The following is a 13,310-nucleotide window of genomic DNA, read 5'->3' as shown; positions in this document are numbered from 1 at the left end:
AGATGTTCCGAACGGATAGAGGCCGTCCCCGATCAGGTCGCGAGTTCGTCGGCCGAGGCGGCCAGAGGCCGGCCCGCCCGGTGGCGCCGGCAGCAGTCACGGGGATCTCGCCGGGGATGGGCCAAGAAACAGGCCGAGGCACCTCGGCGTCGCGCCCCAACCCATTGGCCCCTCACCGACGACAAGACCTGAACGGGTCCACCCGAAACCGTCCGGCTCAACATGGCGGGCCACCGGGCGCTCTGGCGGCGTGCCTGGGCGATGAGCCGGTATGAGGTGCTCGGGCGCAGCAGTGGCCTGCCCTGGTCGCGCAGCTGGTTCGTGACGGACGTGATGCCGGCGCCGCGGCCGTCCGGGGAGACGTCCCAGCCGAGGTAGGCGGCGTCCGGGGGGCATGGGGAGCTTGGCGGGCTCCCAGGGCGAGTTCGTCGCTCATGGCGATGACGCGCAGCATCAGCGTGCCTGAGCAGCCCGCAGCGCCGGGGCCAGGCCACCATAGGAGATCACGTGCTCGTCGTCGAAGATCGCCTGCGTACGGCTATGGGAGAATCGCACTTACGAGGTGCCTTCCTGAGCCGGCTGATTGAATCACGCAGAACGAGGGCGACGGTGGCCGCTGATCGGCCCTGCCTGGAGCAGAGAGTGCTCCAGCGCATACCCACGAGTCACGGTCGACGAGATGCGTACCGTACGGCCTCGAGTTCGGAGAAGCGCTCAGCGCGTGACATGTCAGCAGACCAGGCCGTACCTGGACGCGATGACCGCGGCCATCCACACCGAGATCAACGCGGTGGGCCTGCTGGTGTTCGAGTCGATCGGGGTGCTCGGTCGCGAGGGGGCGCAAAACCGTTCGCGCATGGCGCCAGCGCGCCTACGAGGCTGACCGCCGTCCCTGCGGCCATTGACAACCACACCCCGGTGACCCCGAGCCATGAGCTCAGCATGTACGCGAGGGGCAGTTGCACGGCGAAGCCCGCCAGCGTGGCGGCGAGCAGGCGGCTGCCTCTTCCACTCGCCTGCATGACCCCGCCCACGGCGAGCAGGCCGCCGAAGGGCACCAGGTTGAGCGTCATCCAGCGCAGGAAGCCCACAGCCACCGCCGGGTCCTCGGTGAACAGCCCGGCGACCGGCGCCGCGATCACGTTGAGCACGATCGCCACGACGGCGCCCGACCCGAGCCCGAGCCGGAGCGGCGCCCGGACGGGCTCTGAGCGGGCTGTACGGATCATCGCCGCCTGGCGCAGCGCGTAGAAGACCATGACACCGGCCAGCATGATCTTCTGCCCGATCCCGTAGCCGGCCACCTCCGCCGTGCCGAAGCCGGCCACGATCTCGACGAGGGCCAGGCCCACCAGGGAACGAGCCAGGAAATCTCCGGACATGGGGAGTCCTGTCCGGAGCACCTCGCCCACGACCAGGCCCGGGCCCAGGGAGCGCGGTTGTGTCACGGAGAGGACGGCGATCAACAGCGTGAGCAGGCGCGCCAGCACCGTGGCCAGCGCGGCCCCCTGAACGCCCAGGTCGAGCCCGTAGATGAAGACCGGGTCCAGTACGACCACCAGGCCATTGCAGATGAACGCGTTCCGCATGGGGAGCTTTGTGTTCCCCATGCCCTTCAGGATGCCGTCCACGACCGTCTGGGCAAAGTACACGGGCAGTCCGCCGAGCGAGACCAGCAGGAAGCCCGCTGTGAGGGCCGGCGAGTCGGTGAACAGGCTGGCCAGCGGCTCCCGCAGCAGCACGCCGGGCACCGCGATCGCGACCGAGGACGCCCCCCACAACCACCACCCCGTCCTGATCACGGGTGCCAGCGGCGCGTGCCCGTCGCGCCGCCCGATCAGCACGGTCACTCCTGTCGGCACCGCCAGGAACAGGCCGTAGGCCAGGTATTCGACCGTGGTGCCCACCGTGACCGCTGCGATCGCCGCCTCACCCAGCCCGGACACCCACAGCAGGTCGATCATTCCCACCGCGACCACGGCGGTGAGCAACTCCACGTAGATGGGCAGAGCGAGCCGGATCATCGATACCTCGTTTCGCTATATATCGATTAGATGTATAGCGGTACGATGCATCCCATGGCAAGCGGCGGCGACCTGGGCCTCACCATCCTGGGATTCCTGAACGAGCGGCCCATGCACGGCTACGAGCTCAAATCGCACCTGGCGGCGCTCACCGGCCATCTTCGTCCGGTCAGCGACGGCGCCCTCTACCCGGCCATCGCCAGGCTCCAGGCGAAGGGGCTGGTCGAGCGGCACGAGGAGGCGGGCGCGGCCGCCGCTCCCAGGCAGGTCCTCACGATCACCAGTGCAGGCCACGAGGAACTGCTCAGGCGGTTGCGCGAGCCCTTGGACCTGGATATCAGTGACCAGACCAGGTTCTTCGCGCTGCTGGCGTTCCTGTCGGCGCTACCCGACCCGACCGACCAGGCCCAGGTGCTCCGCCGCCGGCTGGCCTTCCTGGAAGCACCCGCCGGCTTCTTCCGCAAGGACGGCAGGCCGGTCAGGGCAAGGGACGAGCCGGATCCGTACCGGCGTGGCATGCTGCTGATCGCCCGCGCGTCGAGCCAGGCCGAGCGGGAATGGCTGCGCCACCGGATCGAGGAGCTGGCCCCGCCGTCCGGGCCCGGGTAGGCGACAAGGCAGCGAACAGGTTGAGTCGGCCGGCACGGGCAGTCAAGCCCGCGAGCCACCCTGCTCTGTACCCGCCCCCGAAACTATCACCGTGGCCAAGGGCTAACAGGGCTCAGGTAAAGGCTTTCCGCGTCGGTCTTGGCTGCGTCGCGGAAGAATCGCACTTACGAGGTGTTGTCCTTCCTAGTGGGCCGCCGGAAGTGTAGAGAACTCCCATCGCCCCAGGCCACACGGTTCCTTTGTCAGATCCCCAGCGGTGGATCCAGGCTAAGTGGTCGTCATCGCCGTCACCGCCGACGGCCACTGCGAGGTCCTCGGCCTGACCGTCGGCGAGCAGGCGTTCTGGACCGAGTTCCCGCGTTCCCTGCGCTCCGTTGCCTTGCACGGCGTCCGCCTGGCGACGCTGTCGAGTCCACTGAAGCTGTAACGGATCGACGCGGGACATAGTTGGGCCTGCAATTGCACCACTCGACCTGACTGGATGGCGAGGCCGGGGCGGGGGTGGCATGCTGAGGCCGATGCGGATGATCAAAATAGCGGTCGCGGTCTTGGCGGTCGCGGCGCTGTGTTTCACCCCGGCAGACGGGTACGCGGCGGTGGTTCTGACAACGTGCAAGATACGCGTGGCGCAGCAGCATCCTGTGCTGGAGCGGGACGTGACCCCGTTGCTGACCCGGTTGTTCCCCGCGGACTCGGTCACAGCCATCGACCGTGAGGATAACTGCCAGTTCGAACCGGACCCTGATTTGATTCCCTCACCGAGTGCCAGCGTGGTCGTAACAGTGGCGGGTGTCCAGCACGTGCGGGATGCGCTGGCGGTGATGCACCGGGAAGGCTGGCAATTTGATGAGCCTTTCGAGGAACTCGATCCGTTCGGCCAGATTCCGGGGCTGACGAAGAAGCTTTCGCACGGCACCGTCGATGCGTTTGTTGAGATGATGTCGGCCGGGGCCCCTGTGTCCGGCGGTTCCGGGGTGCCCACTTGGGAATTCAAGTTCAGCTATTAATGAGCCTCGAAAGCTCGGTGTGCTGTTGGGTCCCTTTCTTGACGCCACGCGCCGCGCACCAGCCGCCGCAGCGAGCGCGGCCTGATCAACGCAGGTCGGGACTGGCAACACGTTCGGTAGGGCAATTCCAGGACGCGGGCCTGTAGAAAGGCGCATTGCGCAACTGCGGGACAGTCCGCGCGGGGCGAACCTGCCCGGCATGTCGGTCTGGCCCAGACCGACATGCCGGGCCCGTAGTCGCGACGGTGTCAGAACGACGGCCGTAACAACCACGAGTTCATCGGAGGCGACGAATGACAGCAAAGAGCACGCCCAGTCACCGGCTCTCGATCAGGTGACGGCAGCACCCTGTGCGGATCGCCGTGGCCGGGGCGGGTTCTTGCATGATGCTCCTGCTCATGCTCTTCGGCTGGAGCGAGGTCGTGCTGTCCGGGTTGTGCGGCGGTGGCACTTGTGCTAGGGGGTGGTACGTCGATCTTTTGAAGGTGACGCTTGTTCTGCCTCCCTTCGCCGCTTTGCTCTTCGCCTGCTCCTGCTTGTTCTCCCGGACGGGAATGGTCGGCTGGCAGTTCCGGGTCCAGGTTCTGGCCTTCTCGGCGGTCGTGATCGTATGGGTCGTCGCGCTGGAAATTCTCCCTCGGGCGGGGGAGGTGAAAAGCCTGCTTGTCCACAACAGTCGTGGGAGCAGTTCAACGGTCACCACTTGGAGAGAAACCCAATGATCAACACGCTGTACCGGGCCGCCGGAGTCCTCGCCCTGGCCGCCGTCGCCGCCGCGGCGAGCCTCTCCCCCGCCGCTGCCGACACTGTTTCGGCGGCCTCCATCAAGGGATCGGCACGGATGTACTTCCCGGCCCCGGGCAACGACATCCGGATCACCGTCGACGCGCACGGTGAGTACACCGCGAACAGCCCCGCCTTCCCCACCCGGGCCTGGGGCACGTTCCGCATTTATCACGCCGTCGAGGAGCCGGGGAAGCCGCGCCAGGTGAACTGGGGTGAGCTCGAGGTCGACTGCCTGACCACCGGCGGCCCCACGGCGACCGTCACGGGAACCCTCGTCCGAGCCACCCCGGGCGGCCCGTGGGAGGATCTGGTGAAACGCAAGGTCCGGATGGGCGTGAGCTTCTACGTCGCGGGCAAGGGCAAGGGCCCGAGCCGGATCGGGCTGTCCGGGGCGACGGCGCCGGGAGAGTCGCCGCTGACCAAGTGCATGGCCCCTGCCCCTGACGCACCGGTGATCCGGGGCGGCTACGTCCTCAAGGACAAGAGCCCGCTCCGATGATGCTGCCGAGTCTTTGGTGATGCCGAGGCGCGGCAACCGCCGGAACTTTGGTCGCACCGACGCGCAACAAGCGATCGCGAGCCCGCAACGTTCACCCGTCACGGCGGGCCCGGCGCGGACACGAAACTGACCGCATGATCGGAAAAATATCATGGGCAGGGCCGTCTACCCGGCGGCTTCTCGCTCTGGTCACCGGTGGCTGCCTGGCCATGACCGCGTGTGTCACGCCGGCCGCCGCGCAGCAACAGGCGGCGTCGAAGGCGCGACCGTCGGTCGTTGAGCTGGACTCGGGCCGGATCAGGGGCACGGACGACGGCACGGTCAGGACGTACTCGGGGATCCGCTTCGCGCAGCCGCCGGTGGGGAAGCTGCGGTGGAAGGAACCGGTGCGGGTCGCGTCATGGCGGGGAGTGGCCGACGCCACCAAGCCCGGCCGGCCGTGCCTCCAGGAGGAAGGAGGCAGGCAGGCCGGTGGGGAGGACTGCCTGTTCCTTGATATCACCGCGCCGGCCAAGTCGTCGCGCGAGCGGCTGCCGGTGATGGTGTGGCTGCACGGGGGCGGCTTCCTCGACGGCTACGGCAGCATGTACAACGCCCGCCGGATGGCCGGCCAGGGCGAGGTGATCGTGGTGACGCCCAACTACCGGCTCGGGGCGTTCGGCTACCTCGCCCTGCCGGGGCTGCCCGGCTCGGGCACGTTCGGGCTGGCCGACCAGCTCGAAGCCCTGAGATGGGTGCGGCGCAACGCCGCGGCCTTCGGCGGCGACCCGGGCAACGTGACGCTGATCGGCCAGTCCGCCGGCGGGATCAGCACCTGCGCGCTGCTCACCTCTCCGGCCGCGCGCGGCCTGATCGACAAGGCCGTCATGCAGTCCGGAACGTGCACGCTCAACTGGCCGGCCGGCACCTACGTCCCGGTTCCGGACATGCCGCCGTTCACGCCCTACCCTTCGCTGAAGGCCGGCCGGGACATCGGCCTGGCCGCGGCCAGGCGGCTCGGCTGCGCGGCGGGCAAGGAGCTGGAGTGCCTGCGGGCCAAGCCGGCCGCCGAGCTGATGAAGGTCAACGACAGCTTCGGCACTGCCCTCGCCCACGGCACGCCGCTGCTGCCACGCGACCCTGCGCAGGCGCTGCGCACGGGCGAATTCCCGCGCGTGCCGGTGATCTCCGGCGCCGCCAAGAGCGAGGGCAACGGCTTCGTCGCCGGCACCGCGCAGGCCGGGATCCCGGTGACCGCCGAGAACTACCCGGCATTGATGAAGAACGCGTTCGGCGAGCAGGCCGGCACGGTGCTGAAGGAATATCCGCTGACCGCCTTCTCCTCCCCCGGCCGGGCCTGGGCGACGGTGAGCAGCGACCGCGCCTGGGCCTGCCCGACCCTGGAGGCCGATGAGGCGATGGCCGCCCGCACCACGGTGTACGCCTACGAGTTCGCCGACGCCAACGCCCCGAACATCTTCGGCACCCCCTCCGACTTCCCGCTGGGCGCCCAGCACGCCAGCGACCTGCCCTACCTGTTCGACCTGGACGGCGAGCGATGGGATGGGCTCACGCCGGAGCAGTGGCGGCTGGCGGAGCAGATGATCGGCTACTGGACGTCCTTCGCCCACACCGGCAAGCCCCAGGCCGCCGGCGCGCCTGCCTGGCCCGCGTTCACACCGTCCGGCCGGACCGTGCTCAGCCTGAAGCCCGCAAGCCAGGGCGGCATCGGCCCGGCCGACGTGAGCGGTGAGCACCGCTGCGCCTTCTGGCGCGGGCTCGGCGGCTGACCACCGGTGATGGCGCCCGGCTCGAGCACGGGCCGGGCGCCACGGCGGGCGAGGACGGATGGCAGACTGTGCAGGCATGATCAGGGTTCTCCTGGCCGACGACGACCCGATGGTGCGCCGGCATCTGACGGCGATCCTCGGCTCCAGCACGGAGATCGAGGTGGTCGGCGAGGCGCGGGACGGGGCCGAAGCGGTCGAGGAGGTCCTGCGTAACCGGCCCGACGTGGTGCTCATGGACCTGCGGATGCCGGGGGTGGACGGCATCACCGCGACAAGGGAGATCGCCGCGCTCGCCGCGCCGCCCGCGGTCATCGTGCTCACGACGTTCGACTCCGACGAGCACGTGCTCGGCGCCCTGGAGGCCGGCGCCGGGGGCTTCCTGGTGAAGGCCACCCCGGCCGAGGAGCTGCTCAACCTGGTCAAGGTGGCGGCCGACGGGAACGTCGTGATGTCGCCGAGCGCGGCGCGCAGGCTGATCGCGCAGTCGTCCCGAGGCGACGAGCGGCGTGACAGCGCGCGGGCGCGGGTGGCCACGCTGGCCGAGCGCGAACGCGAGGTGCTGGCCTGTCTCGGCGAGGGGCTCACCAACCCCGAGATCGCGCAGCGGCTGTTCCTGTCGGAGACGACCGTGCGCAGCTACGTCTCCCGCCTGCTGGCCAAGCTGGATCTCACCCACCGTACGCAGGCCGCCCTGCTCGCCCACCAGGCCGGGCTCCTCGACGAGCCCGGCTGAACACTGTGAGGTGCCCACTGTGCGCACACCGCGACGTTTCTCCCGGCCGAAGCTCATCGTCGGCGACCGGAGGGTGATGCTCGCGGCCGCCTTCGGCGCGGCCACGCTGTGCGCGCTCCTCCAGATTGTCCTGTACGCCGCGGGCGCGTACACCCGCGGCCCCGGCTCGCTCGCCGAGCTGGCGCTGAGCCTCCTGCTCGACGCGTTCCTGCCACTGGTGGTCCGCTTCCCACGGACGGTGGGAGCGCTGGCCATCGCGATCACGACGATCCTCGCCGCCGGCGCCGGCCTGGCGCCGGGCGTGATGACGGCGCGGGGCGACCCGTTCGTGACGCCCGTGGCGGCCCCGATCGTGGTGTCGTTCCTGGTCGCCCTGCTGCCCTGGCGGCAGGCGTTCGCCTACGCCGCCGTCCTGGCGCTGCCGGCGATCCCGATCTGGTCTCCTTCGTGGAGAACGCTGTACGTGGCGCTGTCGGCCACCGCCCTGCCCGCGCTGCTCGCCCTCTACCTCAAGGTCCGCGGCGAGCTCGTCCGGTCGCTGCGCAAGCGGGCCGAGCTCGCCGACTCCGAGCGCCGGCTACTCGCCGAGCGGGCCGAGACCGCCGAACGACAGCGCCTGGCCGCTGACCTGCACGACATCGTCACCCACCACGTCACCGAGATCGTCCTGCACGCCGACGCGCTGCGCGTCACCACCCGCGACGACGACGCCCGCGCGGCGGCTGAGCAGATCCGGCGGGTCGGCACGCGTACCCTCACCGAACTGCGCGACCTCATGCGGGTGGTCACCACAGGCGCCCGGCCGGTGCCCACCGGGCGTCCCGACGACGACACCGGCGGCGACCTCGCCACCCTGGCCGCCGCCGATGACGCGGCCCTGCACGTCGAAGGCGACCCCGGCACGGTGCCCGCGGTCGTCGCCCGCGCCGTCTACCGGGTGGTGCAGGAGTCGCTCACCAACGCCCGCAAGCACGCCCCCGGCGCGCCGGTCACCGTCAACGTCGTCTATCCCGGCGACCGGGCCGACGTCGAGGTACGCAACGAGCCTGCCCAGCGCGGCACCGACCCCGCGCTGACCGGCGCCGGCTCCGGGATGGGCCTGACCGGGCTCAACCGCCGGGTGACCCTGCTCGGCGGCACCTTCAGCGCGGGAGACGACGACAAGGGAGGCTTCACGGTCACCGCGAGCATCCCCGCCTCTGCCATGTAGAACGTCTCCGCGGTCGATACCGGCCTTCCCTCGCGGGAGCCGGCGGTTCTGCTGTCCGGGGAACCCGGTATCGGCCGCACGTACCAGGACTCTGCAGGCCGCCGGCCCGTCACGTGCTCCATGCGGCAAAGGCCTGCGCCGCCTGCCGCCGTCGCCCGGCTACCGCGTCAGAACACCGTCAGGTGCCCACCATGAGGGCATACACGCTGTACGCGCGCCCGCAGTAGTAGCCGCTCGGAGCGGTCTTGAGATCAATCTGGCAGGCCCTCATGCACGCGGTGGTCAGCGGGTACGTCTTGATGATCCTCGGTGTCGCGCTGGCCTGCCCCGCCAGCAGCGTCAAGCCCGCGCAGGCCGTCAGAACGACCATCGCCAGCCCTCGGACCATACGCCTGCTACCTGATGTCACGTTTCCTCCACCATCGTTTCCGATCATGCGACCAGCTCCGTACCGGTCCCGGTCTCGCCGAGACCCGTGCATGTTGCGAGCCCTCGATCGGTTGTTGCACATCGGCGTGACCAAAGTTCCGAATGTCCCCGACGTGACGCCTCGGTGGGGCCGCCGTCGGTACGGTGGCACATTCGTGATCAACCAAAGGAGCATGATGAACCAGACGACAACCCTGCGAGTCGGCCGCTCGGCGCTGGCGGCGGCCCTGGCCGGAGCCGTGGCGCTGACAGGAGCCGCGCCCGACGCGAACGCCGCCGCCGGGAAGGCGACGTTAGGGCCGTTCGGGTACGGCAACTTTCAAGAACCATCGGTACGAGGGCAACCGGGCGGGCCTGTTCATCTCGAAGAAGCAGGGCGTGGTGACGATCTCCGCGCCCGGCAAGGTCAAGACGCCTCAAGGCATCGGCTGGGGCTCCACCCCACGCAGTTGAGGGCCACCTACCCCAACCTCAAGCAGAACGCTCTGTACGGCACCTACGCCGCCGTGCCTGGCAACCCCAAGGCGATCTACGTCTTCGCCGCGTCGAAGAGGATGGTCCTCGGCGTCACCCTGGTCATGACCGCGCAGACCTGCCTCAGGTGATGCCCATAGCACCGCGGACGGAGGGCGGCAGCCCGCGCCACGCTGACGCACCCATTCCGGCGGCCGGTGGCCGGCGCGCCCTTGTCCGGTATGACGAGCCGGGCCGGAGGCGCGTACCGTGAAATCTGACAGCGCTTTGACCACGTGTTTGTCGGTCTGGGCCGGGCAGGTCGCGCAACAAGGTACACGGCCGGTCAACTGCGTGCCGCTCGAATTCGGCGAGCACCTGGCGCAGATGCCGCTCACCATAGACCGGCACGTGGTCCAGGCACTCACACCGTGGTGTTCCGGCAAATCGCTCCGCATAGCAATTCGCTTGAGGGGCTCGGGGTGGAATCTTGCGGATCCGTACGCCGGAGCCGGTGAACGCCCGGTCGACGACCTGGGAAAACTCGCCATCACGGACTCTGATGAGGAACTTGAACCGGCCCACGCGCTCCCCCAGGCCCATCATCAGGTTCCGGGCCTGCACGCGCCTCCTCGGCGATCGGCGGGCGGCCGGTGTTGCCCGGGTAGGTCCAGTGCCCCCTGACCAGCCTGCGGTGCCCAGGCCGGCAACGCACCCGGCGTCAACGATCCGATGCGCCCGAAACCCAGCGCGGAAGGCGCCGGGTGAGCGCTGCCAGGATCGCCCGGTCAGCCCAATCCGGCCGCGGACGAGCGACTTGGCGGTGCGGCACCGCCATCTCATGCCGCAGCACGAGAGGCATCGCCGCGGGTCAGCAGGATCAGCCGGTCCACAACCCGGATGAAGCTCCACGACGTCGTCGATCGAGAACGCTGACGCTCCTGGGAGACCTGGCGACAGCCCTGCTTGTCCTTGGGGACGAAGCCGTACCCGCCGCTGCGGGTGGCAAGGCTGTCGCCGTTCGGCGTAGGTCAACCGTCGCGTTCGGACGACGGCAGGAAGCCGCCTGGTACCTCGACCGGGGTGAGGATTCTGGTCTCGCCGGGGTAGGGGGTGTCCCAGTTGTGTGCCTGGTACCAGGTGAAGTGGTCCATGAGCGCAGGGCTGGCGTAGTCGGGGATCGCGTTCGACCCGGTGAAGTGCTGGTCCTTCTGCCAGGCGGTCCACTTGTCGATGGTGTCCTGCTTGTCGGAGGACACAGCAGTCGCCGCGGTGGGGGTCCCACTGTCGTTGCCGCAGGCCGGTGGGGTCGCCAGGCCGTCGGTGAGCGGCACCTGGTTGGGCACGACGTTGAACGGGGTGTGGTCGGGCTTCTTGGTGAAGGCCCCGCTCATCGGGGTGGCGGCGCTGTCCTTCTGGTTCATCGGCTGGATCCCGAGGATCTGCTCGATGGTGCGGATCACGGTGATCTGCGTGTAGTAGGTGCTGTCCACCTTGCCGTGCTGCGCCCAGGGGCTGATGATCTGCACGGGTCCGCGAGCGCCGTCGACGTGGTCGACGCCGTTCTGCGTGTCGTCCTCGATCACGAAGATCGCGGACTCCTTCCAGTACGGGCTGTGCGAGATCGTGTCGACGATCCTGCCGGTGGCCAGGTCGCTGTCGGCGACCGAGGCCACCGAGTTCGGCGGTCCGCCGGTGTGGTCGCTGGACAGCCACATCATGTTGAGGTTGGCGGGGCCGTTGGCCTGGAAGTCGCGCTTCCAGATCTCGTACCGGTAGACGTCGGGGATGTTCAGGTCGTACTTCGGATACTCGTGCACCGTGACCGCGTTGAGCGACGGGATCGGCGACTGGGTGTCGGTCTTCATGGTGGTGTCCTGGCCGGTGGCCGCCATGTTCTTGGCGTCGCAGTAGAAACCCTGCCACGTCGCGCCCGGAGGCACGGTCTCGAACATGGTGAACTCGCCGAAGTTGCGCACCGTCTTGCCTGCGGCCTGGGCGCCGGTCCACAGGAAGCCGGACCGCTGGTGGCCGAGCGCGTCGTCCTCGGTGTCGTAACTGCGCTGGTACAGCCCGGCGCTGGACTCGGTGTACTCGGGGTTGTCCGCCTGCATGAGCCAGTTGTGGCCCTCGGCGGAGTTGGTGCCGATGGAGTAGGTGTTGTCGTAGAGGCCGAACTGGCGGACCATGGCGTGCTGGTTCGGCGTGACCTTCTCGCCGAACTGCGCCAGCGACGGGTCGCCGTTGCCGCGCGAATCGTCGCCGAACATCTGGTCGTAGGTCCGGTTCTCCTTGACGATCAGCCAGACGTACTTGATCGTCGAGGGGTCGCCCAAGCGCTTGGGGACGGGGACGGGATGCTGCTTGTTCGCCTCGGCCTGCCTGACATCGTGCTTGCCCCAGCCGTTCTGGGCGAAAACCGTGGCCGTGGACCTGGCGATCGCCCGGTCGTCGGGCAGCCTGAAGCGGAGCAGCGTACCGGTGGAGTCGTGGGTGTTGTGGCCGGTCGCCGGGGTGGTACCCGGCCCCTTGTCGATGGTGCGGGTCGGGCCGCGCTCGCCGATGCCGCGCATGTTGGTGACGATCACCTCGTTGCCGACGGTGGTCACCTCTGCCGGGTAGTAATCCATCGGGAGCAGGCCGACGTACCTGACAGGCTCCTGCGGGCGAGTGTAGCGGTAGACGGCGAGCGCGTTGGCCCGGCCGAGAGTGACGAGCAGGTGACCGTCCCCGGTCAGGGTCACCCCGCTGGGGGCGTAGCCGACCTGCGACTGCGGCCACGGCTGGGTGGCGATCGTCTGGACGACCCGGTCGCGGGCGGTGTCGATGACCGAGACCGTGTCGTCGAAGGTGTTGGTGACGAACAGGGCGCCGCCGGCGGCGTGCAGCGCGGTCGGGTGCAGTCCCACGTCGATGGAGGTGACCGCGGCCGCGGGATCGGCGATGTCGATCACGCTGACGGTGCCGGTGGTGGTCGCGCCGGTGACGAGGTTGGCAGGCACCTGGGTGCCGTAGGAGTTCATCGTCGCCTCGCCGGGCTTGGCCGGGCGGCCGCCCTCGTTGCTGACGTACAGCTTGCCGCCGGCCATGGCCAGGCCACGTGGCGCCGTGCCCACTGTCCAGCTCCGCTGGATCGCACCGGTGGCCGCGTCCATGGCCACGACGCGGTTCTGGCCGTTGACGGCGACGTACACGGTCGTGCCGTCGGTGGAGAAGACCGCCTGTGCGGGCAGCGCCTTCATGGCGCCCTGCGCGGCGATGGTGATGAACGTCGGCGCACCCAGGGTTCCATCGGCGTTGACGGGGAAGCGGTTGAAGCCGTTCATCTGCGGCAACCACAGGGTCTTACCGTCGGGAGAGTACGCGGGACCTTCCTGGCCGACGTCGTTGCCGGAGATGCGCACCCCGGCGGTCGCGGCGGTGCCCGCCTGCTGCAGCACCTTGTACGTCCGCAGGTCGACGATGGTCAGCGCGATCGAGCGGTCGTTGGTGAGGGCGGCGAGGAAGCGGCCGTCCGGGCTGATGGTCGAGGCCAGCAGCTTGCCGTTGTCCACGAGCAGGCGGCGGCCGATCGACTTCATGATCTGGTCACTGGCGAGCTGCAGGCCGTCCTTGTACGTGGTGCCGACCAGGTTGGAGTCGAACCCCTCGGTGGAGGCGTAGGCGATGCCGCCGCCGGTGACGGCGATGGCCACGGAGCCCGCGACAGCGACGCGGGCCCGGCGGCTGGAACGCCACGCCAAGAGCCGGCGGTGGCTCTTGGTGATGCGCCGACGTGTGACGTGCATGGT

At 69.2% G+C, this 13,310-nt stretch carries 12 protein-coding genes; 9 read left to right on the top strand and 3 right to left on the bottom strand.

Annotation, left to right across the window (positions count from 1 at the left end):
* Nucleotides 1–782: 782 nt before the first annotated feature.
* A complete protein-coding gene (locus tag AB0L65_RS53160; RefSeq protein ID WP_364263407.1) occupies nucleotides 783–2,024 on the bottom strand; it encodes an MATE family efflux transporter in 1,242 nt (413 codons plus the stop codon).
* 54 nt (nucleotides 2,025–2,078) lie between these two features.
* Here AB0L65_RS53160 and AB0L65_RS53155 point away from each other — a divergent pair, with 54 nt between their 5' ends.
* The 8 genes from AB0L65_RS53155 (at nucleotide 2,079) to AB0L65_RS53120 (ending at nucleotide 8,637) form a co-directional block, all read left to right on the top strand.
* A complete protein-coding gene (locus tag AB0L65_RS53155) occupies nucleotides 2,079–2,633 on the top strand; it encodes a PadR family transcriptional regulator (RefSeq protein WP_364263404.1) in 555 nt (184 codons plus the stop codon).
* A 271-nt stretch (nucleotides 2,634–2,904) separates the two neighbouring features.
* Entirely contained in the window at nucleotides 2,905–3,060 is a 156-nt protein-coding gene (locus AB0L65_RS53150) for a transposase (RefSeq protein ID WP_364263401.1), read from the top strand.
* A 91-nt stretch (nucleotides 3,061–3,151) separates the two neighbouring features.
* The gene (locus AB0L65_RS53145) at nucleotides 3,152–3,640 is read left to right on the top strand and encodes a hypothetical protein (RefSeq protein ID WP_364263398.1); all 489 of its coding nucleotides are present in this window, start codon (nucleotides 3,152–3,154) and stop codon (nucleotides 3,638–3,640) included.
* A gap of 383 nt (nucleotides 3,641–4,023) precedes the next feature.
* The gene (locus AB0L65_RS53140; protein WP_364263395.1) at nucleotides 4,024–4,362 is read left to right on the top strand and encodes a hypothetical protein; all 339 of its coding nucleotides are present in this window, start codon (nucleotides 4,024–4,026) and stop codon (nucleotides 4,360–4,362) included.
* The gene (locus tag AB0L65_RS53135) at nucleotides 4,359–4,925 is read left to right on the top strand and encodes a hypothetical protein (RefSeq protein ID WP_364263392.1); all 567 of its coding nucleotides are present in this window, start codon (nucleotides 4,359–4,361) and stop codon (nucleotides 4,923–4,925) included. Before AB0L65_RS53140 ends, AB0L65_RS53135 begins: the two co-directional genes overlap by 4 nt.
* A gap of 209 nt (nucleotides 4,926–5,134) precedes the next feature.
* Complete coding sequence (locus AB0L65_RS53130) at nucleotides 5,135–6,694, top strand: carboxylesterase family protein (protein ID WP_364263389.1); 1,560 nt, start codon at nucleotides 5,135–5,137, stop codon at nucleotides 6,692–6,694.
* 76 nt (nucleotides 6,695–6,770) lie between these two features.
* On the top strand, nucleotides 6,771–7,427 hold the full coding sequence (locus AB0L65_RS53125; RefSeq protein ID WP_364263386.1) for a response regulator transcription factor: 657 nt from the start codon (nucleotides 6,771–6,773) through the stop codon (nucleotides 7,425–7,427).
* A gap of 19 nt (nucleotides 7,428–7,446) precedes the next feature.
* Complete coding sequence (locus AB0L65_RS53120; RefSeq protein WP_364263383.1) at nucleotides 7,447–8,637, top strand: ATP-binding protein; 1,191 nt, start codon at nucleotides 7,447–7,449, stop codon at nucleotides 8,635–8,637.
* Between the two features lie 178 nt (nucleotides 8,638–8,815).
* On the opposite strand, the gene AB0L65_RS53115 is transcribed toward AB0L65_RS53120, so the two are convergent.
* Nucleotides 8,816–9,007, bottom strand: a complete 192-nt coding sequence (locus tag AB0L65_RS53115; RefSeq protein WP_364263380.1) for a hypothetical protein — start codon at nucleotides 9,005–9,007, stop codon at nucleotides 8,816–8,818.
* Nucleotides 9,008–9,239: 232 nt separating this feature from the next.
* On the opposite strand from AB0L65_RS53115, the gene AB0L65_RS53110 reads away from it, so the two are divergent.
* Nucleotides 9,240–9,671 (top strand): hypothetical protein, encoded by a 432-nt coding sequence (locus AB0L65_RS53110; RefSeq protein WP_364263377.1) that lies wholly within the window; start codon nucleotides 9,240–9,242, stop codon nucleotides 9,669–9,671.
* 879 nt (nucleotides 9,672–10,550) lie between these two features.
* Here the strand turns inward: AB0L65_RS53110 and AB0L65_RS53105 are convergent.
* Nucleotides 10,551–13,307 carry a bifunctional YncE family protein/alkaline phosphatase family protein gene (locus AB0L65_RS53105; protein ID WP_364263374.1) on the bottom strand — a complete coding sequence of 919 codons (2,757 nt, stop codon included), beginning with the start codon at nucleotides 13,305–13,307 and terminating at the stop codon, nucleotides 10,551–10,553.
* Nucleotides 13,308–13,310 lie beyond the last annotated feature (3 nt).

This window comes from Nonomuraea sp. NPDC052116, assembly GCF_040680035.1.
Lineage (GTDB): Bacteria > Actinomycetota > Actinomycetes > Streptosporangiales > Streptosporangiaceae > Nonomuraea > Nonomuraea angiospora_A.
Note: the sequence above shows the minus strand (reverse complement) of the source record. Positions and strands in the feature narration are given on the sequence as shown.

What these genes read in the sequence shown, in the direction of transcription:
- AB0L65_RS53125 (WP_364263386.1), top strand. Translation starts at nt 6,771, where the DNA reads ATGATCAGGGTTCTCCTGGCCGACGACGACCCGATGGTGCGCCGGCAT.
- AB0L65_RS53160 (WP_364263407.1), bottom strand. Translation starts at nt 2,024, where the DNA reads ATGATCCGGCTCGCTCTGCCCATCTACGTGGAGTTGCTCACCGCCGTG.
- AB0L65_RS53110 (WP_364263377.1), top strand. Translation starts at nt 9,240, where the DNA reads ATGATGAACCAGACGACAACCCTGCGAGTCGGCCGCTCGGCGCTGGCG.
- AB0L65_RS53135 (WP_364263392.1), top strand. Translation starts at nt 4,359, where the DNA reads ATGATCAACACGCTGTACCGGGCCGCCGGAGTCCTCGCCCTGGCCGCC.
- AB0L65_RS53115 (WP_364263380.1), bottom strand. Translation starts at nt 9,007, where the DNA reads ATGGTCGTTCTGACGGCCTGCGCGGGCTTGACGCTGCTGGCGGGGCAG.
- AB0L65_RS53145 (WP_364263398.1), top strand. Translation starts at nt 3,152, where the DNA reads ATGCGGATGATCAAAATAGCGGTCGCGGTCTTGGCGGTCGCGGCGCTG.
- AB0L65_RS53155 (WP_364263404.1), top strand. Translation starts at nt 2,079, where the DNA reads ATGGCAAGCGGCGGCGACCTGGGCCTCACCATCCTGGGATTCCTGAAC.
- AB0L65_RS53140 (WP_364263395.1), top strand. Translation starts at nt 4,024, where the DNA reads ATGATGCTCCTGCTCATGCTCTTCGGCTGGAGCGAGGTCGTGCTGTCC.
- AB0L65_RS53130 (WP_364263389.1), top strand. Translation starts at nt 5,135, where the DNA reads ATGACCGCGTGTGTCACGCCGGCCGCCGCGCAGCAACAGGCGGCGTCG.
- AB0L65_RS53105 (WP_364263374.1), bottom strand. Translation starts at nt 13,307, where the DNA reads ATGCACGTCACACGTCGGCGCATCACCAAGAGCCACCGCCGGCTCTTG.